The organism is Enterobacter sp. SORGH_AS_0287 (assembly GCF_031453695.1).
GTDB classification, from domain to species: domain Bacteria; phylum Pseudomonadota; class Gammaproteobacteria; order Enterobacterales; family Enterobacteriaceae; genus Enterobacter; species Enterobacter ludwigii.
In genome coordinates this window covers 2862375-2886717 of record NZ_JAVIZW010000001.1, presented here as the reverse complement: position 1 = coordinate 2886717, position 24343 = coordinate 2862375, and the positions used below count along the sequence as shown (strand labels likewise).

Below are 24343 nucleotides of genomic sequence, written 5' to 3'. Positions count from 1 at the left end.
CACAGACCGCAAGGTGAAATTTATACGGCGATGCCGTTGGAGAATGTTATGACCGATTTAACTGCAAGCAGCCTGCGCGCGTTGAAACTGATGGACCTGACCACCCTGAATGATGACGACACCAATGAGAAAGTCATCGCCCTGTGCCATCAGGCGAAAACGCCCGTCGGGAACACTGCAGCCGTCTGTATCTACCCGCGCTTTATCCCCATTGCCCGTAAGACGCTGAAAGAGCAGGGCACGCCGGATGTACGCATTGCAACCGTGACTAACTTCCCGCACGGCAATGACGACATCGAGATTGCGCTGGCTGAAACCCGCGCGGCCATCGCGTACGGCGCTGACGAAGTGGACGTGGTATTCCCGTACCGTGCGCTGATCGCCGGTAACGAGCAGGTTGGTTTTGACCTGGTGAAAGCGTGTAAAGACGCTTGTGCTGCGGCAAACGTGCTGCTGAAAGTGATCATCGAAACCGGTGAGCTGAAAGAAGAAGCGCTGATCCGTAAAGCGTCTGAAATCTCCATCAACGCGGGTGCAGATTTCATCAAAACCTCTACCGGTAAAGTGCCGGTGAACGCAACGCCGGAAAGCGCGCGCATCATGATGGAAGTGATCCGTGATATGGGCGTGGAAAAAACCGTAGGCTTCAAACCTGCGGGCGGCGTGCGCACGGCTGAAGATGCGCAGCAGTTCCTGGCGATTGCCGACGAACTGTTTGGTCCGGCGTGGGCGGATTCCCGTCACTATCGCTTTGGTGCATCCAGCCTGCTGGCGAGCCTGCTGAAAGCGCTGGGTCACGGCGACGGTAAGAGCGCAAGCAGCTACTAATTTTTATCCTGCGGCGGGCCATCCGCCGCATTTAACCTGTTTTCTCGGGGGTTACCGTGTTTCTCGCACAAGAAATTATTCGTAAAAAACGTGATGGTCATGCATTAAGCGACGAAGAGATCCGCTTCTTTATCAATGGCATTCGTGATAACACCATCTCTGAAGGGCAGATTGCTGCTCTGGCGATGACCATTTTCTTCCACGATATGTCGATGCCTGAGCGTGTATCGCTGACCATGGCGATGCGAGATTCAGGAACCGTTCTGGACTGGAAAAGCCTGAACCTCAACGGCCCAATTGTGGATAAACACTCAACCGGCGGTGTTGGTGACGTGACGTCGCTGATGCTGGGCCCAATGGTGGCGGCCTGTGGTGGTTATATCCCCATGATCTCCGGGCGTGGCCTGGGACATACCGGCGGTACGCTCGACAAACTGGAAGCCATCCCGGGCTTCGATATCTTCCCGGATGACCATCGCTTCCGCGACATTATTAAAGACGTTGGTGTGGCGATTATCGGCCAGACCAGCTCTCTTGCTCCTGCAGACAAGCGCTTCTACGCGACCCGCGATATCACCGCGACCGTCGACTCTATTCCCCTGATTACCGCCTCTATCCTCGCCAAGAAACTGGCGGAAGGCCTGGATGCGCTGGTCATGGATGTGAAAGTGGGCAGCGGCGCCTTTATGCCGACCTATGAGCTTTCCGCGGCGCTGGCAGAAGCCATTGTGGGCGTCTCCAACGGTGCGGGCGTGCGTACTACCGCCCTGCTGACGGACATGAACCAGGTGCTGGCGTCCAGCGCAGGCAACGCTGTGGAAGTGCGTGAAGCCGTGCAGTTCCTCACCGGTGAATACCGGAACCCGCGTCTGCTCGATGTCACCATGGCCCTGTGCGTGGAGATGCTGATCTCCGGCAAGCTCGCCAGCGATGATGCCGACGCACGCGCCAAACTTCAGGCGGTGCTGGATAACGGCAAAGCGGCAGAGATCTTCGGCCGCATGGTAGCGGCGCAGAAAGGCCCGACCGACTTCGTGGAACACTACGCGAAATACCTGCCAACGGCGACGCTCAGCAAAGCGGTCTACGCCGATACCGAAGGCTTTGTCTCGGCGATGGATACGCGCGCGCTCGGCATGGCGGTCGTGTCGATGGGCGGCGGTCGTCGTCAGGCCTCGGACACCATTGATTACAGCGTCGGCTTTACCGATATGGCGCGTCTGGGTGACAGCGTCGATGGTCAACGTCCGCTGGCCGTGATCCACGCGAAAGATGAAGCCAGCTGGCAGGAAGCGGCAAAGGCGGTGAAAGCGGCCATTACGCTTGATGATAAAGCACCGCAAAGCACACCGACTGTCTATCGCCGTATCACCGAATAGCGGTATACTGATCTGATCGATAATTTTTGAAGCACTACGTACGGAGAACAATTATGAAACGTGCATTTATTATGGTGCTGGACTCATTCGGCATCGGCGCAACCGAAGATGCAGAACGTTTTGGTGACGTGGGTTCCGATACCATGGGTCACATCGCTGAAGCCTGTGCGAAAGGCGAAGCGGACAATGGTCGTAAAGGCCCTCTGACTCTGCCAAACCTGACCCGTCTGGGTCTGGTGAAAGCCCATGAAGGTTCTACCGGTAAAATTGCAGCCGGTATGGACGGCAATGCGGAAGTGGTAGGCGCGTACGCCTGGGCGCACGAGCTCTCTTCCGGTAAAGATACCCCGTCTGGCCACTGGGAAATCGCCGGCGTGCCGGTTCTCTTCGACTGGGGTTACTTCTCCGATCACGAGAACAGCTTCCCGCAGGAGCTGCTGGACAAGCTGGTCAAGCGTGCCAATCTGCCGGGCTACCTCGGTAACTGCCACTCTTCCGGTACCGTGATTCTGGACGAACTCGGTGAAGAGCACATGAAAACCGGCAAGCCGATTTTCTACACCTCTGCCGACTCCGTGTTCCAGATTGCCTGCCACGAAGAGACCTTTGGCCTGGATAAGCTTTACGAGCTGTGCGAAATCGCACGTGAAGAGCTGACAGAAGGCGGCTATAACATCGGTCGCGTGATTGCTCGTCCGTTTATCGGTGATAAAGCGGGTAACTTCCAGCGCACCGGTAACCGTCATGACCTGGCCGTTGAGCCACCGGCACCGACCGTACTGCAGAAGCTGGTTGACGAGAAAGACGGCCACGTGGTGTCCGTGGGGAAAATTGCAGACATCTATGCCAACTGCGGTATCACCAAAAAAGTGAAAGCCACCGGTCTGGATGCGCTGTTTGACGCCACCATCAAAGAGATGAAAGAAGCGGGTGACAAGACTATCGTCTTCACCAACTTCGTGGACTTCGACTCCTCCTGGGGCCACCGTCGTGACGTGGCCGGTTATGCCGCGGGACTGGAACTGTTTGACCGCCGTTTGCCGGAGCTGATGGAGCTGGTGGGTGAAGATGACATTCTGATCCTGACCGCCGACCACGGCTGCGACCCAACCTGGACCGGTACCGACCACACGCGCGAGCACATTCCTGTGCTGGTGTACGGCCCAAAAGTGAAACCTGGCTCACTGGGCCACCGTGAAACCTTCGCCGATATCGGTCAGACTATTGCGAAATACTTTGGTACGTCCGACATGGAATATGGCAAGGCCATGTTCTAAACACATCCGGGCGTATCCCTCTCCCTTCGGGAGAGGGAGAACACCATGCAGGCCGGGCAGGCGCCGCCGCCACCCGGCAAAAACACGATAAAAGGAACTGAAGATGGCAACTCCTCACATTAATGCCGAAATGGGTGATTTCGCTGACGTCGTATTGATGCCGGGCGACCCGCTGCGCGCGAAGCACATTGCAGAAACTTTCCTCGAAGACGTGCGTGAAGTGAACAACGTTCGCGGCATGCTGGGCTTCACCGGTACGTACAAAGGCCGCAAAATCTCCGTGATGGGTCACGGTATGGGTATCCCATCCTGCTCCATCTACACCAAAGAGCTGATCACCGATTTCGGCGTGAAGAAAATCATTCGCGTAGGCTCCTGCGGTGCAGTACGTATGGACGTTAAGCTGCGTGATGTGGTTATCGGCATGGGCGCGTGCACGGACTCTAAAGTTAACCGTATGCGTTTCAAAGACCATGACTTTGCCGCCATCGCTGACTTCGGCATGGTGCGTAACGCGGTTGATGCCGCAAAAGCGCTGGGCGTAGACGCACGCGTGGGTAACCTGTTCTCTGCTGACCTGTTCTATGCACCAGACGGCGGCGAGATGTTCGACGTGATGGAAAAGTACGGCATCCTGGGTGTGGAAATGGAAGCGGCTGGGATCTACGGTGTCGCGGCTGAGTTTGGCGCGAAAGCACTGACCATCTGCACCGTGTCTGACCATATCCGTACGCACGAGCAGACGACCGCTGCTGAGCGTCAGACCACCTTCAATGACATGATCAAAATCGCGCTGGAATCCGTTCTGCTGGGCGACAAAGAGTAATGTTGTACTGCCGGGCGGCGTTCGCTGCCCGGCATGCTCTTCCCGGTTACAAATACACCACGCTGATGGTCGCCTGACCGTCAAACTCCGTATCTTCCGTTAAAGACAGATTCTTCAGATTCTCGACCGCCAGCGACACGTTCAGCGGGAAAGAGACGCTGGTGACCGCCATCGGGTCGTTTTTGCCCGCCGGCGCAACGCTCATCAGACCCAAATCTTTATTGGCGATGGTACCACCGTTGGCTTTCTGCCAGCGGCTCACGCCCGCTCCCGCGGTCACGGCCGTACGGATAGGCTCAGCGTTATTGCCGTTCGCCGTCACATCGCCTGGCGTGGTGTAGATGGAGTACGCGCCGATGTTTTTACCATCGTGCGTTTTGCCCAGCCCAAAGGTGTTCATCGCACCGCGAAGCTCACCGCCGTTAGCATTGGCGTTTTTCACCTTCAGGTTACTGCTGCCCGTGCTGGCGTTGGAATCGGTACGGTTATCCGCAATGCTCCAGCCCACCTTTGTTGGCGTGGGGCAGTTGATCGTCAGCATCACCCCTTTTTCGCCCAGCTGCGTAGCCTGGGTTTGCGACAAATCGCCAATATGAATCCTGCCAAAATCGATCACGCCATTATTGCTCAGCTCCGGTACACACGAGGCACCGGCAAGCGAGGCTTTGACTTTCAGCACGGCGGTATCGCCCGCGTGTGCGGATGTGGCCGCCAGGGCCAGCGCGACAACGAGTAAACATTTTTTCATTGTTAATCCTTAACATAAATAAAAAGCATGACATTGCGGGGTATTAACCCGTCAGTATTTGTAACGGTAGTGCTTTTCTACGCTTCACGCAGGCAGGTACCTGACGCGTGAATGGGGTTATTCCTGTGTTAACAATTCCCAGGCCATATTGCTCTCAAGAAGGGTATTGTCAGCAACATGACGAAGCTGGCTGTTATTAATGACGGGAACAATCTTAAGGGTGAAGCTCATGTGTTTACCCCGCACCGGCACGGCATTTTGCCGGGCAACGAGACCTTCATTATTTTTGATAAACGCGCGTTGCGTCGGGCTGGAGGAGGGCGTAAAACCGATACGGTCCGTCGTTTTCGCCAGCGTGCAGGCATGCCCGTCAACTACCATATTGTCGGCAATAATGGCCAGTCGCCCGTCCTGACCAAAGAGAACCCCCCCGTTGACGCCGGCAGTGGACTGCAGAAACAAGGCCATCACTCTCGGCTCGGGGCAGAAGACGTTGGCCGTAATTTCTTTGGCCGGCATCCGGTTCCAGTTCTTCTGCGAGGCGGCGATATCCGACGGTTTGAGTTTTCCAAACGAGACAACAGGCTGCGAAAACGTAACCTGACACTCTTCACTGGACGCGCGTGCGGAGAAGAGCAAAATCATGCTGGCAAACGCCGCGAATAAAAGGGAATAACAGGTTTTCACTGGCACATTCCTTCTGCTTTTTCGTAATAGGACTCGGTATTTTTGTCTTCGCTGAGCGAATACGTGATGTGGCAAATTTTTGCCATGTTGTCGTCCACCACATACAGGGCGGGCGCATCCGTGGCGTCGGGAATAAACACGCTGCCGTTATCCATTACGCTCACGATATAACGGCTATCTTTATCCACCACGCTAAGCCCTCTGGCGAGCCATGACCCGTCAGGGCGTTTCACGGTCAGCATTAGACGACGCGTGTTCAGCACGTGGAAATCCACCTGCGCGAATGAGCCGTAAGCTGCGGAAACGGTCTGTATCCCGTTTGATAAATCCATTCCCTGTGGCAGGGAGCTGGCATCAATGACAATCTGAGAGGTTTGCCACTCGCGCAGACCCGGCACCACGGCTTGTCCCCACGCATCGGTCCAGACGGTTCCATCGGGCGTGGTGATTTGAATACCGCTTTCCGGCTCGCTTAATCGCGCAATGCCAAAGGTGTCTTTAATCGGGTAGGGTGCAAACGTAATGCCATGACCATGCAGGGCGATACCGCCGCTGAGGGAGGTGCTGTAATTATGCTGGTTCCCGTCATTCAGCCCTGCGGCCATGCCCAGCTGTGCATAGTGCAGGTTGGTGCTGACATTGCCGTTAAACGACTGGGTCTTGTCCTGATTATCGCGATCGACCGAGAGGTTGTAATTGGTGTTCTGACCCCACGATCCGCTGTCCTGAATACCGAGGTTTTGTTTTTCACCCTGGCTGCGCATATAGGTACTGATGCGCTCAGTGCCAAACGGAATGACCAGATTAAGATAGAGCAGGTCGCCATCACTTGTGCCGCCCTTCTCCGTCTCACTGCTGCTGAGGGCGTGCTGCCAGTTCACTGAGAGCGACGTGTGCCCCAGACTCTTGCCCCAGGAGACCATCAGGTAGCGGGAGCTACTGCTCTCTTCATCGCCGGCATTCTCGCTGTACTGGAAAGAAAGCGAGCCAACCCACGCGTTGTTCCAGTTGAGGCTGGTATTCCAGGCGCTTTGATAGCGCTGGGATTCAGCGTCCATCGCCTCGTTTAACTCCCGGTAGCCGGTGCTGTAGGTTGATGCGCTGACCCCAAGCGTGAGTTGCTCGGGCAGGGAAAGGTGACTTTGCAATTCTATCTTGCGGCCATTTTGTTGACCGTAGAACTGCGCGCGGCTCATCTGAACGCTGGGAGAAAGCAGCCAGTACTCGGCTGGCGACCATTCCAGCATCGCCCCGAGGGCCTGATACTGCTCTGCCAGCACGCCCGCCGTGACGCCGGTGAGCTGGGGCGTAAACCGGGTTCCGTCAGAAAAATTAAATACCCAGGGCGACCCCTGTTCATCCCCGGTATCGCGAACTTTACCCAACGAGACGCTGAGCCCTTCGGTGCGCGTCATCCCGCTCACGTTCAGTGAGGAGGAGGGAACCGTAAACGTCGTGGTGGAACCGTCGGTTTCGACCACGCTGATGTACAGATCCACGTTGCCACGCACCACCGGGACATCGGTCAGAGTAAACGGACCGGCATTCACCAGCGAAGAGTAGATAACCTGCCCGGACTGACGAACGTCAACGCGCGCCTGGTTGGTGCGGGCGATGCCGGAAATGGTCGTCGCCGGAATATTCGGTTGTAGGCCCGTTTCCGGCAGGAACTGAACGCCATTAATTTGTGCGCCACTGAACAGCGCCGAGTTGACGTTAATCTGCCCCGCCTGAATGCGAAGTTTCCGTTCTTCGAAGACGTGTTCCGCGTAGGTATAGAGATTCTCTGTGCTGCGGGTTCCGTTATCGTCGGTCAGGATAAAGTTGCTGCGCAGTGTCCAGTTCGCCACGTTGAGACCGGCGCCAATATTGCCCTGGGAAAAGGTACTGTTTCCGCCGCTGCCGTACTCGTTGTAGTTGCTGAACGCACTGTAATTGATAAGACCCGCCGCACCGCCGTGTGCGTAGTATTTCGCGGCATAAAAACCATTGTCCATCGCCTCTGCGGGAACATAAATCTCAAGCGACTCCGCGTTGGGCAGCAGCGTGACGGTGGCCGTCGGGTAATCTTGCAGAAGATTATGGCAGGGCTCTTTTGCATCGATATTCAGCGGAAGAAGACCTGCCGCACGGGTAAAGTCATCATCCAGACACAGTTGCCCTTCCTCTCCCACGCGGATCGCAAGCGTGCCTTTATCGACGCCGTTAATTTTTACCTGCACGGCATGCGGCCCCGGCAGGTATCGCTGGGCCTGGGAGAAGTAATGGGCGAGGTTGGTGCTGATACCGCGGGTCGCCAGAATATCGGTATTAAAATCCATACCGGCCGCCGATACCGACTGGGCGGGCAATGTCAAAGCCCCCAGTATGGCGGCGCGAAGCGTCTGATTACGCAAAGAGAACTCAATCACCAAAACATCCCTGTCTTACTGGCGCGTCAGGGAAGCGGTAAAGCTCTCAACTTCAATCCCGTAGCGGCTGGCCGGATTGAACTCAATGGCGTTATCGGTGCCGTTAACCGGGGTGTCGGTCTGCACCGTCATGGTCTCTCCCGGCAGGATAAACGTCTTGTTGACCAGACCTTCCGTATGCGAAGGCAGTAAGGTGACAGAGGTGGAGAAACGGACCACGTAGGCGGACGGATTCTGCACCTTGATCTCTTTCCCGGTGACTGACCAGGTCAGTAATTTCCAGGCGTCGGTGACCACCGGCAGATCTTTGGGATGGATCAGGACCGGTAAATCCTGACGCAGGTTGATCCCGACCTTTACGTTTTTATCCGTGCTCTTGGGCGGAATACCTTCGAACACCACGCGTTTGTACTGTTCAACGCTAAGCGGTTTGTCGGTTTCAAGAATAAAGCGAACCTGTTGCTCCTGGCCTGGCTCAAGGCGCACTACCGGCTGGGTGACGTTGAGTTTTACCCCCTGGTCGCCCCCGATATCCCGGATGGAGGTGTAAAGCAGGGTGGGAATGCTGTCGGTGTTTTTCACGCTCATGACGCCGCCGTGGTTCGCTTCGTCAATCAGCAGCAGGGTGGTTTCAGGCACCATTCCGGCGGCAAAAAGCGAAGCCGGAAGGGCGAGGCACAGTGAGCAGATCAAACGTGTTGATGTGTGGATCGTAGACATAGTGGGTTTCATTCGCTGGTCAGGAAAAAAACTCCCCATGTAACTGGAGAGTTTTGCGTCAGGGGGCTGGATTAGAGGTAAACCAGGGTGATCGTTGACTGGCCTTCAAGCTCGGTTTTGTCGGTCAGGGTCAGCTTGTCGCTTGGGGCTACGGCCAGCGCAATCTTCAGCGGGAATGCCGCGCTCATGAAGGCTAAAGGTGCACGCTGGCCGCTTTTGGAAACGGTCATGACGTCGGTGCCATCGTTGGAGAGGATGCCGCTGGTCCACATGTTCATCCAGCTTCTGCTGCTGATCGTGCCGCCGGTATACAGGGTAGCCGCGATAGGCTGTACCGCCGCGCCGTCTGCGGTAACGGAGGTCAGGTAGGTAGAAATGGCATACGCACCGATGTTCTCGCCGGCGCTGGTTTTACCTACGCCGTTCAGTTGGCTGGAGCCAGATGCCTGGCCACCGTTTGCGGTAGCGTTATCCACGTGGAACTGGTTAGCTGGCAGGCTGGCACCGGCGTTGGAGTCCGCGCGATCGTCGTGAAGCGTCCAGCCCACGCGTGTGGCGGACTGGCACTTGATGGTCAGGGTGACATCTTTATGGCCTGCCTGATATGGCACGCTGGAGGAGAGGGAGTCCAGACCGATTTCACCGAAGTTGGCCAGACCCCCGTTGCTGATTTCCGGCACGCAGCCTGCGCTGGTCAGTGAGCCCTGTACTTTGAGCATGGCGGTCGGTTCTGCGCAAACGGCTGTTGCCGCCATGGATAGCACGGTGGCAAGAAGAAGCTTTTTCATTGTTATTCCTTAACCTGAAAGAGAGTGACTAAAAAAGATATTTTTAGTCCGCAAAGTGCTTGCATGAATACATGTGTTAAATAACAAGCGCCGCTGATTCTATTAATGATTCACAGAATGCAATAATTAGATTTTCTAACGAGCACATTGAGATTTTATTAAGTCATTACAATCAGATATGAATGGATTTATATTCTGCTTTAAAACGGCGGGATATCCCGCCGGAGAAAAGAAAACATGACCTTAACGTATCAGAGATAAACCAGCGTAATGGTGGTTTCGCCGCTCAGTTGAGCTTCATCGGTCGTGGTCAGGCGATCGGTATTCACAATGGCCATCGAGACTTTAAACGGGAAGACGACGTTGGTAATCGCCAGCGGAGAAGATTTGCCTGGGGTGGTCGCCGTCATAATTTCTGCGTTACCGTTGGCAATAATACCGGTACTCAGGTTACGCCACATGTATTCGCCATTGCTGTTGACGTACGCCGGGGCATAAATGGCCTGAGCCGGAAGACCATTGGCGGTAACTTCATTCACGCGCGTTGCGATGGCATACGCCCCAATCTTTTCGCCCGCAGCCGTGGTGCCAACGCCATAGGTGGTGCCAGCGCCCCAGGCATCACCTCCGTTATCCGCCGCATCGCGGATGTAGAACTGGCTGGACGTCAGGTCATTTGCCGCATTGGTATCTTCTTTATTGTCCGCGATGCTCCAGGCCACTTTGGTCGCTGAAGGGCAGTTAATGGTTAACGACATGTCCTTTTGACCCATCTGATTCGTCTGGGTAGGAGAAAGTTGATCCAGGGCGATGGTGCCAAAATCGATAGAACCGCCATTGCTTAATTCAGGCGTACAGGACGCATTATTCATTTTGCCTTTCACCTTCATCACAACGGTAGAGTCGGCGAGCGCAGAGTGCGAAGCCGCGGCAATCAGAGTGGCGAGAAGAAGTTTTTTCACTGTTATTCCTTAACCAAAAAGTGGATATTTTCTTGTGGGCGTGTAATTAACGTATTGATTCACAAGCGTGGGAATTCTATTAATGGTCAGAGTTATTTGTGAAATGAGAAATTCTACACTCGGTTGTGAGTTTAATTAAGGGCTGTAAATACAATCATGTATGTATTTACGTCTTGCGAATAATATGATGGATGCAGTATGAATAAAGGAATAAAAACGGCGAATTAAATTCGCCGTCAGAGATACGTTATCGCCTGAGCGATAATTTAATTAGAGGTATTTCAGCGTAATGGTCGCCTGACCATCCAGTTCGGTATCTTCGGTAATGCTCAGTCTGTCGGTTTTTCTGATTGCCATGGAAACTTTCATTGGGAATACGGCCTGGGTAAAGGCCATCGGCACGAGTTCACCCGGTTTGGCGACGGACATGGTTTCGTAGTCATCCAGAACAAGACGACCCGTCGTATTTTTATCCCATTTAGTCAGATTAGTGCCTCCCGCGGTAATCGCATCAGCAGGTGCGCCGTCTACCGTGACATATGGCAGGTCGGTATACACTGCCCATCCGCCAATCTTCTGACCCTCTTTGGTAAAACCTAAACCGCTTGTGTACTGGTGGCTGAATGTCGAGCTGCCATCAACGGCAGAATCATAGACTTCAATATACGGCCCGTCAGCCAGACTGTCTTTGCGGTTATCGTAAATTGTCCAGCCGACTTTGGTCGCAGAATTACAGGTAATTGTCATGGTGATATCACGCTGGCCGAGCTGGTTATCCTCAGTCGCGCTCAGTGAGCCCATTGATATTTTGCCATAATCTACTGCACCACCGTTGCTCATTGTAGGAGTACATGACGCGTTGGTCAGTTTGCCTTGCACTTTCATGACGGCGGTGTTAGCCGCATGGGCTGCGGTCATGGACGTTGCCGCAGCGATGGCCGCGACAAGAAGAATTTTTTTCATTGTTGTTCCTTAACGAAGAGAAATTATAGAGCTGTCGACTATTAATGTAATCAATAGGTTTTATATATGGGTGTAACCACGGGCAGTAGTATATTGTGGCTGCTCTGAATGGTGTATTTAGAATTTCTAAACGGGCTGTAATGAAAATATAAAAGCATAGATGGTGTGAATATTTTCACGCATTTTACGGGAATATTTCCGCTTTTATTGTTCAATTTATTATTGAAAGTTATTAGCGGTTTCCGTAAGGCCGGGAAGCATTCAATGCCCTTCTCGACGATAATATAATATTTTTTAATAAGATGGGGCAGGCTGGATCCCTGAAGCCTGCTTAAAAAATAAGAATAAGACGTTATCGCGTAAACAGGTTACATCACTCGCCCGGCGAAGCACGCCGGGCAACATAGTTTAGCGTACCGCCTGCGAAAGCCAGGCAGAAAGCTCGCCCAGCTCAATTGCCTGATCGGGGAACTCGCCACGTAACGCCTCACATGTCAGCTGCACCGTGTCGGCACGATACAGGCAGCCCTGTAAGCGGCTGGCCAGCGCCTCCAGCGGCGCAGGGTTCAGACTGTCCGTAAAGACCTGCGCCCGGGTAATGTGGCCTTTTTCCACGTCAAAATGAAGCTCCACGCCGCCCCAGGTGAAGCGCTCGTCCAGCAGGTGTGAGAAGGCCGGCGCCTGACCAAAGTTCCACTCCCAGCTGCTCTGACGGGCAAAGGTTTCCGCAAAGTTTGGCAGGTCAGGGGTGTTATCCGGGGAGATCACTTCGGCTTCGACCCGCTCGCCGTAGTGATCGAAAAACGCTTCGCGGATGGCATCGCAAATCTGTTCGTGGGTGATGCCCGGCAGTAATTCGATCAGGTTGGCGACGCGGCCACGCACGGAGGTGATACCTTTGGCCTGCAGCTTTTTCTTATCGGGATTAAGGTAATTCGCAAGACGGCTGAGGTCGGCTTTCAGCAACAATGTCCCGTGATGGAATCCCCGGTCCAGGGTTTCACGGTAGGCGGAGCCGGAGACTTTGCGATCCCCGTCGGGGGTTTTGACGACCAGATCGTTGCGGCCTGACGCTTCGGCTGTCACGCCCAGCGATGTCAGGGCGTTAAGCACAATCGCGGTGGAAATGGTTTTATCGTATTCAGGTTTGCCCGCCATAAAGGTAAAGCAGGTATTGCCGAGGTCGTGAAATACCGCGCCGCCGCCGCTGCTGCGTCGCGCCAGGCGGACGTTATCCTCTTCCATACGCCGGGTATTACACTCTTTCCAGGGATTCTGCGCACGGCCAATCACCACCGTATCGGCGTTGCGCCATAAAAATAACACCCGTTGAGTGGCTGGCATCTGACGGAAGATGCACTCTTCTACCGCGAGATTGAACCAGGGATCGTGAGAGTCAGAGATAAGCAGGCGTAACGTCGTCATGGCAAAGTTCCTTTTCCGAATCGTAAGCCTACTTTATCACTATTCTTTCTTATCGCCCTCGTCCTCTTCGGGCACCGATTTACTGGCGGTCAGGAGGAAAGGCGATTGCTGCCAGCGGGTGCGTTTACCCTGCAGCAGCGTGCGTGCCAGCACCACACCGATGGCCAACGAGAGCAGCAGCATCAGGCGCAAAATATTGGTGGTGTTGTCCACCTGTTTTGCTTCGGTGGGCAGGGTGTGGGTGTCGAGCGTCAGGCGCAAATACCCGAGCGGACCATTTTTCCCCTGCACGGGTTCGACGATCTGCTGATTGAAATAGCCGCCGGCTTTTTTGCCGTCCAGCGCCAGCCTGTCACGGACGTCAACGTGCTCACCGGCACGGGCGATCAAGTCGCCCTGTTCGTCATAGACACCGGCATCAAGAATGCGGCTGTTTTCGGTTAACTGGCGTAATATCTGACCTATGCGCTTCTCGTCCGGCGTTTCGGTGCGCATCGCCGGGGCGATGTTGAGCGTGACCTGACGCGCCAGAGTTCGCGCCAGTTCCTCAAACTGCGGGTTACGTTGCCGCTGGTGATTCTGGCTGAACCACGATGCTCCTTGCATCAGCGCGACCAAGAGTGCGAGACATATCAGGACAATCACGGCACGATGAAGTCGGAATTTCAGTTTTGCGCGAGCCATATTCCACCTGCTGAAAATTTACGGCTTAATGTTGCCAGAAGTGATGGTTACAAGGTAGCCTCATGCGTTATTTTCCCTCTGGAACCTTCCGGCGCGAACGAATTCACAGGAGCTTCAATGCCGAACATTACCTGGTGCGACCTGCCTACGGATGTCTCTTTATGGCCAGGATTGCCGCTCTCTTTAAGTGGTGATGAGGTGATGCCTCTGGATTACCACGCTGGCCGTAGCGGCTGGCTGCTGTACGGACGCGGCCTGGACAAACAACGCCTGACCCAATATCAAACCAAACTGGGTGCAGCGATGGTCATCGTGGCGGCCTGGTGCGTAGAGGATTATCAGGTCATCCGCCTGGCAGGTTCCCTGACGCAGCGCGCGACCCGCCTGGCGCATGATGCCGGCCTGGACGTGGCGCCTCTCGGCAAAATTCCACACCTGAAAACGCCGGGTCTGCTGGTGATGGACATGGATTCCACCGCCATCCAGATCGAGTGCATCGACGAGATCGCCAGGCTTGCCGGCAGCGGCGAGCTGGTGGCCGATGTGACCGAACGCGCGATGCGCGGCGAGTTGGATTTCACTGCCAGTCTGAGACAGCGTGTGGCAACCCTGAAAGGGGCGGACGCGAACATTCTGCGCCAGGTGCGTGATGAGCTGCCGTTAATGCCGGGGCTGACGCAGCTGGTGCTGAAGTTAGAAACGCTGGGCTGGAAAGTGGCTATCGCCTCGGGCGGGTTCACCTTCTTCGCCGACTACCTTCGCGACACGTTGCGCCTGACCACCGTGGTGGCGAATGAGCTGGAAATCATGGACGGCAAGCTGACCGGCCAGGTGATCGGCGATATCGTGGATGCCCAGTACAAAGCCAATACCCTGACCCGTCTGGCGGAAAAATATGAAATTCCTGTCGTCCAGACCGTTGCCATCGGTGATGGCGCGAACGACCTGCCGATGATCAAAGCGGCAGGCCTTGGCATTGCCTACCATGCCAAGCCTAAAGTGAATGAAAAGACGGAAGTCACCATCCGTCATGCTGACCTGATGGGGGTGTTCTGCATTCTCTCCGGCAGCGTGAATCAGAAATAACGAGGTAAACCGTGGCGAAAGCTCCAAAACGCGCATTTGTCTGTAATGAATGTGGTGCGGATTATCCGCGCTGGCAGGGGCAATGTAGCGCCTGTCATGCCTGGAACACCATCACCGAAGTGCGTGGTGTGGCGGCTTCGCCGAGCGTGGCCCGCAATGAACGCCTGAGCGGTTATGCCGGCAACGCCGGTGTCGCGAAAGTGCAAAAGCTCTCGGATATTAGCCTCGAAGAGCTGCCGCGTTTCTCGACCGGCTTCAAAGAGTTTGACCGTGTGCTCGGCGGGGGAGTGGTGCCGGGCAGTGCGATCCTGATCGGCGGTAACCCGGGAGCGGGTAAATCAACACTGCTGTTGCAAACGCTGTGCAAGCTCGCCGAACAGATGAAAACCCTGTACGTCACCGGTGAAGAGTCCCTGCAGCAGGTGGCGATGCGTGCGCACCGTCTTGGCCTGCCAACCGGCAACCTCAACATGCTTTCGGAAACCAGCATCGAGCAAATCTGCATGATTGCCGAAGAAGAGCAGCCGAAGCTGATGGTTATCGACTCCATTCAGGTGATGCACATGGCGGATATCCAGTCTTCACCGGGGAGCGTGGCGCAGGTGCGTGAAACCGCTGCCTATCTCACGCGCTTTGCCAAAACGCGCGGTGTGGCGATTGTGATGGTCGGCCACGTCACGAAAGATGGCTCGCTGGCGGGGCCGAAAGTGCTGGAGCACTGTATCGACTGCTCCGTTATGCTCGACGGCGATGCCGATTCCCGTTTCCGCACGTTGCGCAGCCACAAAAACCGTTTTGGTGCGGTGAACGAGTTGGGTGTGTTTGCCATGACCGAGCAGGGGCTGCGTGAAGTCAGCAACCCGTCTGCCATCTTCCTCAGTCGGGGCGATGAAGTGACCTCCGGTAGCTCGGTGATGGTGCTCTGGGAAGGGACCCGTCCGCTGCTCGTGGAAATTCAGGCGCTGGTGGATCACTCAATGATGGGTAACCCACGGCGTGTGGCCGTTGGCCTGGAACAAAACCGCCTGGCGATCCTGTTGGCCGTACTGCACCGCCACGGCGGTCTGCAGATGGCGGATCAGGACGTGTTCGTCAACGTGGTCGGCGGGGTCAAAGTCACTGAGACCAGTGCGGATCTGGCGCTGCTGCTGGCAATGGTCTCCAGCCTGCGTGACAGACCGTTGCCGCAGGACCTGGTGGTGTTTGGTGAAGTGGGTCTGGCCGGGGAGATACGTCCGGTGCCAAGCGGCCAGGAGCGCATCTCCGAGGCGGCGAAGCACGGCTTTCGCCGCGCCATTGTGCCCGCCGCCAACGTGCCGAAAAAAATCCCGGAAGGGATGCAGGTCTTTGGCGTGAAGAAACTCGCAGATGCGTTAAATGTCTTTGACGACTTATAATTACGTATTCGATTTTGCAGGAGGCACCGTAATTTATGTCATCATTTGACTACATCAAGACCGCAATCCGCCAGAAAGGCTGCACGCTGCAGCAGGTGGCGGATGCCAGCGGCATGACCAAAGGCTACCTGAGCCAACTGCTGAACGCCAAAATCAAAAGCCCCAGCGCACAAAAGCTGGAAGCGTTGCACCGCTTTCTGGGGCTTGAATTCCCGCGTATGCAAAAGAACGTCGGCGTGGTATTTGGCAAGTTTTACCCGCTGCATACCGGGCACATCTATCTGATCCAGCGTGCCTGTAGCCAGGTGGACGAGCTGCATATCATCATGGGTTACGATGAAACCCGCGACCGTCAGCTGTTCGAGGACAGCGCCATGTCGCAGCAGCCAACCGTGCCGGACCGCCTGCGCTGGCTGCTGCAGACCTTTAAGTACCAGAAAAACATTCGTATTCATGCTTTTAATGAAGAGGGCATGGAGCCGTATCCGCACGGCTGGGATGTGTGGAGCAATGGCGTCAAAGCGTTCATGGACGAAAAGGGGATCACCCCGAACTGGATCTACACCTCTGAAGAGTCCGATGCGCCGCAGTTCCGCGAGCATCTGGGCATTGAAACCGTGCTGATCGATCCAAAGCGTACCTTTATGAACATCAGCGGGGCGCTGATCCGCGAAAACCCGTTCCGCTACTGGGATTACATCCCAACCGAGGTAAAACCGTTCTTTGTGCGCACCGTTGCGATTCTGGGCGGCGAGTCGAGCGGGAAATCGACGCTGGTCAACAAGCTGGCCAACATCTTTAACACCACCAGTGCGTGGGAGTACGGGCGTGATTACGTCTTCTCTCATCTGGGCGGTGACGAGATGGCGTTGCAGTACTCCGACTACGATAAAATCGCGCTGGGTCATGCGCAGTACATTGATTTCGCGGTGAAATACGCCAATAAAGTGGCCTTCATTGATACCGATTTCGTCACCACCCAGGCGTTTTGCAAAAAATACGAGGGACGCGAGCATCCGTTTGTGCAGGCGCTGATAGACGAATACCGCTTTGACCTGGTGATTTTGCTCGAAAACAACACCCCGTGGGTTGCCGACGGGATCCGCAGCCTCGGCAGTTCCGTCGACAGAAAAGAGTTCCAGAGCATGCTCATCGACATGCTGCACGAAAATAACGTGGAGTTTGTGCATGTGGAGGAGTCAGATTACGACAGCCGTTTCCTGCGCTGCGTAGAGCTGGTGAAAGAGATGATGGGGGAGCAGGGGTAATTCCCTCATCCTAACCCTCTCCTGAGGGAGAGGGCCGGTGTGAGGGGGAACACCCCCCTCAATACTCAACCACCACTTTGCCACGCATATGCCCGTCCAGCACTTTACGGTGCGCTTCGGTGATGCTTTCGACGCTCAGCCCGTGCAGCGTTTCGCTCAGTGAGCTTTCCACCACGCCGTTATCCACCAGCTTCGCAACCTCGTTTAAGATCTCGCCCTGACGCGCCATGTCGGCGGTCTGGTACATGCTGCGGGTGTACATAAACTCCCAGTGCAGCGCGGCGGATTTGGATTTCAGCTTATCCTGGTTCAACGGATGTGCGTTCTCAACGATGGAGCAGATATGCCCCTGCGGTGCGATCAGTTCACTGACGGCATCCCAGTGGCCGTCGGTATCATTGAGAATGAAAATGTAATCCACAAACGTCAGGCCCTGTTTAGCCAGTTCACCTTTCAGGTCACGGTAATTCACCACGTGATCGGCACCGCGATCGCGACACCACTGAGCAGAATCTTCCCGCGAGGCGGTCGCGACGATCTTCACGTTGCTGCGATGTTTCGCAAACGGGATCGCCAGCGATCCTACGCCCCCCGCGCCGCCAATAATGAGCAGCGTTTTGTCCGGGCCAGCATCCTGGATATTCAGCCGTTCAAACAATCCTTCCCAGGCGGTGAGGGCGGTTAACGGCAAGGCGGCTGCGGCAGCCCAGCCGAGGCTTACCGGCTTATGCCCGACAATGCGCGCATCGATCAGCTGATGGGTGGTATTGCTGCCCGGGCGGGTAATATCGCCCGCGTACCACACTTCATCCCCCGGTTTAAAACCGCTAACGCCTGCACCCACGGCTTTCACAATGCCGCTGGCGTCCCAGCCGAGAACGCGTGGTTCTGTCAGGCCGCTTCTGACGATGCCCGCGTGAACTTTGGTATCGACCGGGTTGATGGAAACGGCTTTTACCTCAACCAGCAGATCGTGCTCGCCGGGTTGCGGCATCGGTTGGGTAATTTCAATGAAATCAGCAGGACTGTCTGGATTAACGGCAATGGCTTTAACTGACATGGTGAGCTCCTTTAGGGAAAGCGTGTTTTGAGACTAGTCTATTAAGTGCTCAGCCGCGTGATAAGATGGACAATTGAGAACGAAGTGTTCGTACAGGATGAACAATCATGTTTAAACAGCTTCAGGATATGGCGCTGTTTGCGCTGGTGGCAGAGTTGGGCAGCTTTACCGCGGCGGCGCAGAAAGCTGAGCTGCCGAAATCCAGCGTCAGCCAGCGAATCAGTCAGCTTGAGCAGCAGGTGGGGATCCGCTTGCTCAACCGTACTACGCGCAGGCTGAACCTGACGTTCGCCGGCGAGCACTATCTGGTTCACTGCCGCGAGATGCTGGCGGCAAGTGAACGGGCGGAGTACGCCATTCAGCGGCTGCGTGAAAACCCCAGCGGTCGGCTGCGCATCACCTGCCCGGCCGGGATCGGCGCGACGCTGCTGGCGCACTTGAATGCGGAGTTCCAGCTCCGCTATCCGGACGTTTCGCTTGACGTGTCCATTTCTGACGACGTGCTCGACCTGGTCGAGTCAGGTTTTGACGTGGCGCTGCGTACTGGTAAGCCGCAGGACTCCTCCCTGATTGGCCGTATGATCGGTCATTGCCCGCGTTATATGCTGGCCTCACCGACTTACCTGGCGCGCCGGGAGCCGCTGACGCATCCCCGGCAGCTGGTGGAACACCGCTGTATTACCCACAAGGCGTGGTCTGAGTGGCTGCTGCAAAGCGAAAGTGAGGATTACCGTTATCTGCCGGATAACGCCCATCTGACGGATAATCTGGTGTATGCGCGCGAATGTGCCATCGCCGGCGCCGGGATCACGCTGCTTCCCGCTTTTTTGCTTGAGGATAAGGTTGAAAAGGGCGCGCTGGTGAAGGTGCTGCCGGAGTGGAACGTCGAGGGGAACGATCTGTGGCTGGCTTACCCGAGCCGCAAGCTGAACTCGCCGGCGCTGATGCGTTATATCGACTTTGCGATGCAGTGTGATGAGGTGAAGCGGTTTTACGTGGGTGGGTGAACGGTGCGTCACTCACAGGGTGTAGGAACAAACAAAAAAAACGGCAACTGACGTTGCCGTTTTACATTTATTTCGCGATACGTTTGTACTTAATACGTTTCGGCTCCAGCGCATCCGCGCCCAGCGTACGTTTCTTGTACTCTTCGTATTCGGTGAAGTTACCTTCGAAGAACTCCACTTTCCCTTCGTCCTGGTAGTCCAGGATGTGGGTTGCGATACGATCAAGGAACCAACGGTCGTGCGAGATAACCATTGCACAGCCCGGGAACTCCAGCAGGGCGTTTTCCAGTGCGCGCAGGGTTTCAATGTCCAGGTCGTTGGTCGGTTCATCGAGCAGCAGCACGTTACCGCCAACCTGCAGCAGTTTGGCCAGGTGCAGACGACCACGTTCACCACCGGAGAGCTCGCCCACGCGTTTACCCTGGTCGGTGCCTTTGAAGTTAAAGCGGCCAACGTAAGCGCGGCTTGGCATTTCGGTGTTACCGATACGCATGATATCCAGGCCACCGGAGACTTCTTCCCACACGGTTTTGCTGTTATCCATGGCGTCACGGAACTGGTCAACGGAAGCCAGTTTCACGGTTTCACCCAGAGTGATTGAACCACTGTCTGGCTGTTCCTGACCGGACATCATGCGGAACAGGGTGGATTTACCCGCGCCGTTCGGACCGATGATCCCCACGATGGCACCTTTCGGTACGGAGAAGGTCAGGTCGTCAATCAGCAGGCGATCGCCATAAGACTTACGCAGATTGGTGACTTCAACCACTTTATCCCCCAGACGTGCGCCAGGCGGAATAAACAGTTCGTTGGTCTCATTACGTTTCTGGTATTCGGTGTTGTTCAGCTCTTCAAAGCGTGCCAGACGGGCTTTGCCCTTAGACTGACGGCCTTTAGCGCCCTGACGAACCCACTCCAGCTCTTTCTCGATAGACTTACGACGCGCGGCTTCCTGAGAGGCTTCCTGCGCCAGACGCTGGTCTTTTTGCTCCAGCCAGGAGGAGTAGTTGCCTTCCCATGGAATGCCTTCACCACGGTCAAGCTCCAGGATCCAGCCTGCAACGTTGTCGAGGAAGTAACGGTCGTGGGTGATCGCCACAACGGTACCTTCGAAGTCGTGCAGGAAACGCTCCAGCCATGCCACGGATTCCGCATCCAGGTGGTTGGTCGGTTCGTCGAGCAGCAGCATGTCTGGCTTTTCCAGCAGCAGACGGCACAGCGCCACGCGGCGGCGTTCACCCCCGGAGAGGTTCGCGATTTTCGCATCCCAGTCTGGCAGACGCAGGGCGTCAGCGGCGCGCTCGAGTTGCACGTTCAGGTTGTGGCCGTCATGCGCCTGGATAATCTCTTCAAACTTGCCTTGCTGAGCGGCCAGTTTATCGAAGTCCGCATCCGGTTCAGCGTATTTGGCATACACTTCATCCAGACCTTTCAGTGCGTTAACGACGTCAGAAACCGCCTCTTCAACGGATTCTCGAACGGTGTGTTCCGGGTTGAGCTGAGGCTCCTGCGGCAGGTAGCCAATTTTGATGCCAGGCTGCGGACGGGCTTCACCTTCGATGTCTGTATCGATGCCGGCCATGATGCGCAGCAGGGTGGACTTACCGGCACCGTTGAGACCCAGAACACCGATTTTTGCGCCCGGGAAGAAGCTCAGCGAGATATTTTTAAGAATATGACGTTTCGGCGGGACAACTTTGCCGACACGATGCATGGTATAAACGAATTGAGCCACGTTGGACTTCGCCTCTTTTATCGTGATGAGAAAGAATATCAGCCTCGAAGTGTAGCCTTTTTCCCGTCCTAATCCCAGCCAGGAACGTCGGGAGTGTTAAAACGCGCAAGAAAGGTAAAAAAGTGTCCGCGACGTGGCGCGTTGCAGGATGCCTGGTTAGCATAAGTTAATTAGACTTTGACGTGGCAAGACGCTGCAATTGACGAAAAAACAATGAGGAAGAGCTTGTGGGAAAAGCCAAACAGGTGGTCTGGCGTCTGCTGGCTGCCAGCGTATGCGTGATGGCGGCAAGCCAGGCGGTGCATGCCGATTCACTGGATGAACAACGTAATCGCTACGCCCAGATTAAACAGGCGTGGGACAATAAGCAGATGGATACCGTGCAGGCGCTGATGCCGACCTTAAAAGCGTATCCTCTCTATCCGTATCTGGAGTATCGGCAGATCACTGACGATCTCATGAATCAACCCACGGTCACCGTGAATAACTTTATTCAGGCGAACCCGACGCTGCCGCCCGCGCGGACGCTGCAGTCTCGTTTTGTGAACGAGCTGGCACGTCGTGAAGACTGGCGTGGGCTGCTGGCGTTTAGCCCGGAAAAACCGAATACCACCGAAGCCCAGTGTAACTATTACTATGCGAAGTGGGTTACCGGACAGCAGGAAGAGGCCTGGGCGGGCGCGAAGGATCTGTGGTTGACCGGAAAAAGCCAGCCAAATGCCTGTGATTCCCTCTTTGGCGCATGGCGTGCGTCAGGTAAGCAGGATCCGCTGGCGTACCTTGAACGTATTCGCCTGGCGATGAAAGCCGGAAACACGCGGCTGGTTACCACGCTTGCGGGGCAAATGCCGTCTGATTATCAGACGATCTCAACCGCCGTCATCGCCCTGGCGAACGATCCGAACAGCGTACTGACCTTTGCCCGCAGCACCGGCGCGACCGATTTTACCCGCCAGATGGCCGCGGTGGCTTTTGCCAGCGTGGCGCGTGACGACGTGGAAAATGCGCGGCTGATGATCCCGCAGCTGGTGCAGGCGCAGCAGCTCAATGAAGATCAAACTCAGGAGCTGCGCGACATTGTGGCGTGGCGACTGATGAGCACCGATGTAACCGACGAGCAGGCGCGCTGGCGAGACGATGCGATTATGCGTTCGAACTCCACGTCGCTGGTGGAGCGCCGCGTGCGTATGGCGCTGGGGACGGGCGATCGCCGGGGGCTGAATACCTGGCTTGCGCGTCTGCCAATGGATGCCAAAGAGAAAGACGAATGGCGTTACTGGCAGGCGGATCTGCTGATGGAGCGCGGGCGTGACGATGAAGCCAAAGAGATCCTCCATGCGCTGATGCAGCAGCGTGGGTTCTATCCGATGGCGGCCGCGCAGCGACTGGGTGAGGAGTACACGTTCCGCATTGATAAAGCCCCTGCTAACGCCAACCCGGCGTTGACTCAGGGGCCAGAAATGGCGCGCGTTCGCGAGCTGATGTACTGGAACATGGACAATACCGCCCGTAGCGAATGGGCGAATCTGGTGACCAGCCGTACGACCGATGAGAAGGCACAGCTTGCCCGCTATGCCTTTGATAACCACTGGTGGGATCTGAGCGTGCAGGCAACGATCGCCGGCAAGCTGTGGGATCATCTCGAAGAGCGTTTCCCGCTGGCCTATAAAGATCTGTTTGAGCGCTACACCAGCGGTAAAGACATTCCGCAAAGCTACGCCATGGCCATTGCCCGTCAGGAGAGTGCGTGGAACCCGAAAGTCCGTTCCCCGGTCGGGGCCAGCGGCCTGATGCAGGTGATGCCGGGAACCGCGACGCATACGGTGAAGATGTTTAACATCCCGGGATACAGCAGCCCGTCACAGCTGCTGGATCCGGAGACCAACATCAACATCGGTACCAGCTACCTGCAGTATGTTTATCAGCAGTTCGGCAATAACCGCATCTTCTCCTCAGCGGCGTATAACGCAGGTCCGGGCCGCGTGCGCACCTGGCTTGGCAACAGCGCCGGGCGCATTGACGCCGTCGCGTTTGTGGAAAGTATTCCGTTCTCGGAAACCCGCGGCTATGTGAAGAACGTATTGGCTTATGACGCCTACTATCGCTATTTCATGGGACAAAAAGATACCCTGATGAGCGATGCTGAGTGGCAGAGACGTTACTGATGGGGCGGGTTGTGTTATGCTGTACTCGTTAATGAGTACAACAGGCGGCATAACATGACCCAGCATTCCCCGTATTCCTCGGCAATGGCCGAACAACGTCATCAGGAGTGGCTTCGTTTTGTGGAGTTGCTCCGCCAGTCTTACGACCAGGATCTGCATTTGCCTTTATTGCAGCTGATGCTGACGCCGGATGAGCGTGAAGCCCTGGGCACACGCGTGCGGATCATCGAAGAGCTGTTGCGCGGTGAGATGAGCCAGCGTGAGCTCAAAAATGAACTGGGCGCGGGTATCGCGACGATCACCCGCGGATCGAACAGCCTGAAATCCGCGCCGGTGGAGCTGCGTCAGTGGCTGGAGTCTGTGCTGCTGGGCGCTCAGCGATAAATCGCGTTATGGAACGGGCTCAGGGCCAGAATCACCGCCTGGTGGTAAACGCCTGAACGCGTTAGTGCGCCAGCGGTAAAGACGCCAATCGCGCCTTCTTTGCGGCCAATTTCATCGATGCCGGTGTACTGAGACATCACCGGCCCGAGCGCTTCACCCGCGGACACTTTTTCCAGAATGATTTTTGGCAGCGGCAGAGTTGCTGAACGCGCTTCTCCACGCTGTTCACGGTTCTCGATGACCACCCAGCTGAACGTCGCGCCTTCGTCGATACCCGCTTCAATTGCCACCCAGAAGTCAGCATCCGGTGCGGCAGCCCTGGCGTTTGCCACGCGATTTCGTGCGCCAGCGCGCGTTTCCTCGCTGCCAAACGGCTGTTCAGGCACGCCGCTCTCGACGCCGATGGCATCAATATGGCAGGATCCTTCGCCGAAAATCTCTTCGAATGCCCTTAGAATTGCCTGAATTTTGGCAGGATTGGTGGTAGCAGAGACAACATGGTGCATAATTAAGCTCGATTCAAAAAAAACTCATCGCAGTATA

The 24343-nt window shown here is 55.8% G+C and carries 22 protein-coding genes; 10 read left to right on the top strand and 12 right to left on the bottom strand.

The window, feature by feature from the left end; translation table 11 throughout:
* Positions 1-48 precede the first annotated feature (48 nt).
* From deoC to deoD, 4 genes are all read left to right on the top strand, one after another.
* A complete protein-coding gene (gene deoC / locus QE396_RS13670) occupies positions 49-828 on the top strand; it encodes a deoxyribose-phosphate aldolase (protein ID WP_020885282.1) in 780 nt (259 codons plus the stop codon).
* Positions 829-884: 56 nt separating this feature from the next.
* On the top strand, positions 885-2207 hold the full coding sequence (gene deoA / locus QE396_RS13665) for a thymidine phosphorylase (protein WP_014168528.1): 1323 nt from the start codon (positions 885-887) through the stop codon (positions 2205-2207).
* Between the two features lie 53 nt (positions 2208-2260).
* Positions 2261-3484, top strand: coding sequence for a phosphopentomutase (deoB, locus tag QE396_RS13660; protein WP_020885280.1), 1224 nt, complete (start codon positions 2261-2263; stop codon positions 3482-3484).
* Positions 3485-3587: 103 nt separating this feature from the next.
* Positions 3588-4310: a purine-nucleoside phosphorylase gene (gene deoD / locus QE396_RS13655; protein ID WP_013095492.1), complete on the top strand. Its 723-nt coding sequence runs from the start codon at positions 3588-3590 to the stop codon at positions 4308-4310.
* A 46-nt stretch (positions 4311-4356) separates the two neighbouring features.
* On the opposite strand, the gene QE396_RS13650 is transcribed toward deoD, so the two are convergent.
* The 9 genes from QE396_RS13650 to QE396_RS13610 all read right to left on the bottom strand — a co-directional run bounded on the left by QE396_RS13650 (position 4357) and on the right by QE396_RS13610 (position 13698).
* The gene (locus tag QE396_RS13650) at positions 4357-5058 is read right to left on the bottom strand and encodes a DUF1120 domain-containing protein (RefSeq protein WP_014168530.1); all 702 of its coding nucleotides are present in this window, start codon (positions 5056-5058) and stop codon (positions 4357-4359) included.
* 117 nt (positions 5059-5175) lie between these two features.
* A complete protein-coding gene (locus QE396_RS13645) occupies positions 5176-5745 on the bottom strand; it encodes a hypothetical protein (RefSeq protein ID WP_223398459.1) in 570 nt (189 codons plus the stop codon).
* A complete protein-coding gene (locus QE396_RS13640) occupies positions 5742-8156 on the bottom strand; it encodes a fimbrial biogenesis usher protein (protein ID WP_309951345.1) in 2415 nt (804 codons plus the stop codon). The genes QE396_RS13645 and QE396_RS13640 overlap by 4 nt, the downstream gene beginning before the upstream one ends.
* Before the next feature lie 15 nt (positions 8157-8171).
* Positions 8172-8876: a fimbria/pilus chaperone family protein gene (locus QE396_RS13635; protein WP_044857710.1), complete on the bottom strand. Its 705-nt coding sequence runs from the start codon at positions 8874-8876 to the stop codon at positions 8172-8174.
* A gap of 71 nt (positions 8877-8947) precedes the next feature.
* A complete protein-coding gene (locus QE396_RS13630) occupies positions 8948-9664 on the bottom strand; it encodes a DUF1120 domain-containing protein (protein WP_014168534.1) in 717 nt (238 codons plus the stop codon).
* 251 nt (positions 9665-9915) lie between these two features.
* On the bottom strand, positions 9916-10626 hold the full coding sequence (locus tag QE396_RS13625) for a DUF1120 domain-containing protein (RefSeq protein ID WP_309951343.1): 711 nt from the start codon (positions 10624-10626) through the stop codon (positions 9916-9918).
* Positions 10627-10896: 270 nt separating this feature from the next.
* Entirely contained in the window at positions 10897-11589 is a 693-nt protein-coding gene (locus QE396_RS13620) for a DUF1120 domain-containing protein (RefSeq protein WP_014168537.1), read from the bottom strand.
* A 408-nt stretch (positions 11590-11997) separates the two neighbouring features.
* The gene (gene lplA, locus QE396_RS13615) at positions 11998-13014 is read right to left on the bottom strand and encodes a lipoate--protein ligase LplA (protein ID WP_309951339.1); all 1017 of its coding nucleotides are present in this window, start codon (positions 13012-13014) and stop codon (positions 11998-12000) included.
* 39 nt (positions 13015-13053) lie between these two features.
* The gene (locus QE396_RS13610; RefSeq protein ID WP_020885273.1) at positions 13054-13698 is read right to left on the bottom strand and encodes a YtjB family periplasmic protein; all 645 of its coding nucleotides are present in this window, start codon (positions 13696-13698) and stop codon (positions 13054-13056) included.
* 117 nt (positions 13699-13815) lie between these two features.
* Between QE396_RS13610 and serB the strand changes: the two genes are divergently transcribed.
* The 3 genes from serB to nadR are packed head-to-tail and all read left to right on the top strand — an operon-like array spanning position 13816 to position 17449.
* Positions 13816-14784 (top strand): phosphoserine phosphatase, encoded by a 969-nt coding sequence (gene serB, locus QE396_RS13605; RefSeq protein ID WP_020885272.1) that lies wholly within the window; start codon positions 13816-13818, stop codon positions 14782-14784.
* An 11-nt stretch (positions 14785-14795) separates the two neighbouring features.
* The gene (gene radA / locus QE396_RS13600) at positions 14796-16181 is read left to right on the top strand and encodes a DNA repair protein RadA (RefSeq protein WP_014168542.1); all 1386 of its coding nucleotides are present in this window, start codon (positions 14796-14798) and stop codon (positions 16179-16181) included.
* Between the two features lie 35 nt (positions 16182-16216).
* Positions 16217-17449 (top strand): multifunctional transcriptional regulator/nicotinamide-nucleotide adenylyltransferase/ribosylnicotinamide kinase NadR, encoded by a 1233-nt coding sequence (gene nadR, locus QE396_RS13595; protein ID WP_014168543.1) that lies wholly within the window; start codon positions 16217-16219, stop codon positions 17447-17449.
* Between the two features lie 58 nt (positions 17450-17507).
* Here nadR and QE396_RS13590 read toward each other — a convergent pair whose 3' ends face one another.
* Positions 17508-18509, bottom strand: a complete 1002-nt coding sequence (locus QE396_RS13590) for a zinc-binding alcohol dehydrogenase family protein (protein WP_020885270.1) — start codon at positions 18507-18509, stop codon at positions 17508-17510.
* 107 nt (positions 18510-18616) lie between these two features.
* Here QE396_RS13590 and QE396_RS13585 point away from each other — a divergent pair, with 107 nt between their 5' ends.
* On the top strand, positions 18617-19516 hold the full coding sequence (locus QE396_RS13585) for a LysR family transcriptional regulator (protein WP_014168545.1): 900 nt from the start codon (positions 18617-18619) through the stop codon (positions 19514-19516).
* A 67-nt stretch (positions 19517-19583) separates the two neighbouring features.
* Here the strand turns inward: QE396_RS13585 and ettA are convergent, their stop codons facing one another.
* The gene (ettA, locus tag QE396_RS13580; RefSeq protein WP_014168546.1) at positions 19584-21251 is read right to left on the bottom strand and encodes an energy-dependent translational throttle protein EttA; all 1668 of its coding nucleotides are present in this window, start codon (positions 21249-21251) and stop codon (positions 19584-19586) included.
* A gap of 227 nt (positions 21252-21478) precedes the next feature.
* Here ettA and sltY point away from each other — a divergent pair, with 227 nt between their 5' ends.
* Together sltY and trpR are read left to right on the top strand one after the other, a co-directional pair.
* Positions 21479-23416 carry a murein transglycosylase gene (gene sltY, locus QE396_RS13575; RefSeq protein WP_014168547.1) on the top strand — a complete coding sequence of 646 codons (1938 nt, stop codon included), beginning with the start codon at positions 21479-21481 and terminating at the stop codon, positions 23414-23416.
* 54 nt (positions 23417-23470) lie between these two features.
* Positions 23471-23800 carry a trp operon repressor gene (gene trpR, locus QE396_RS13570; RefSeq protein ID WP_020885267.1) on the top strand — a complete coding sequence of 110 codons (330 nt, stop codon included), beginning with the start codon at positions 23471-23473 and terminating at the stop codon, positions 23798-23800.
* Here trpR and yjjX read toward each other — a convergent pair.
* Positions 23791-24306, bottom strand: coding sequence for an inosine/xanthosine triphosphatase (gene yjjX, locus QE396_RS13565; protein WP_014168549.1), 516 nt, complete (start codon positions 24304-24306; stop codon positions 23791-23793). The two genes, trpR and yjjX, sit on opposite strands and share 10 nt — an antisense overlap.
* Between the last annotated feature and the right edge of the window lie 37 nt (positions 24307-24343).

Coding starts and splice junctions, on each gene's coding strand:
- yjjX (WP_014168549.1), bottom strand. CDS start 24,306: ATGCACCATGTTGTCTCTGCTACCACCAATCCTGCCAAAATTCAGGCA.
- deoD (WP_013095492.1), top strand. CDS start 3,588: ATGGCAACTCCTCACATTAATGCCGAAATGGGTGATTTCGCTGACGTC.
- deoB (WP_020885280.1), top strand. CDS start 2,261: ATGAAACGTGCATTTATTATGGTGCTGGACTCATTCGGCATCGGCGCA.
- QE396_RS13650 (WP_014168530.1), bottom strand. CDS start 5,058: ATGAAAAAATGTTTACTCGTTGTCGCGCTGGCCCTGGCGGCCACATCC.
- QE396_RS13610 (WP_020885273.1), bottom strand. CDS start 13,698: ATGGCTCGCGCAAAACTGAAATTCCGACTTCATCGTGCCGTGATTGTC.
- QE396_RS13635 (WP_044857710.1), bottom strand. CDS start 8,876: ATGTCTACGATCCACACATCAACACGTTTGATCTGCTCACTGTGCCTC.
- nadR (WP_014168543.1), top strand. CDS start 16,217: ATGTCATCATTTGACTACATCAAGACCGCAATCCGCCAGAAAGGCTGC.
- QE396_RS13585 (WP_014168545.1), top strand. CDS start 18,617: ATGTTTAAACAGCTTCAGGATATGGCGCTGTTTGCGCTGGTGGCAGAG.
- QE396_RS13630 (WP_014168534.1), bottom strand. CDS start 9,664: ATGAAAAAGCTTCTTCTTGCCACCGTGCTATCCATGGCGGCAACAGCC.
- lplA (WP_309951339.1), bottom strand. CDS start 13,014: ATGACGACGTTACGCCTGCTTATCTCTGACTCTCACGATCCCTGGTTC.
- QE396_RS13590 (WP_020885270.1), bottom strand. CDS start 18,509: ATGTCAGTTAAAGCCATTGCCGTTAATCCAGACAGTCCTGCTGATTTC.
- trpR (WP_020885267.1), top strand. CDS start 23,471: ATGACCCAGCATTCCCCGTATTCCTCGGCAATGGCCGAACAACGTCAT.
- deoC (WP_020885282.1), top strand. CDS start 49: ATGACCGATTTAACTGCAAGCAGCCTGCGCGCGTTGAAACTGATGGAC.
- QE396_RS13620 (WP_014168537.1), bottom strand. CDS start 11,589: ATGAAAAAAATTCTTCTTGTCGCGGCCATCGCTGCGGCAACGTCCATG.
- serB (WP_020885272.1), top strand. CDS start 13,816: ATGCCGAACATTACCTGGTGCGACCTGCCTACGGATGTCTCTTTATGG.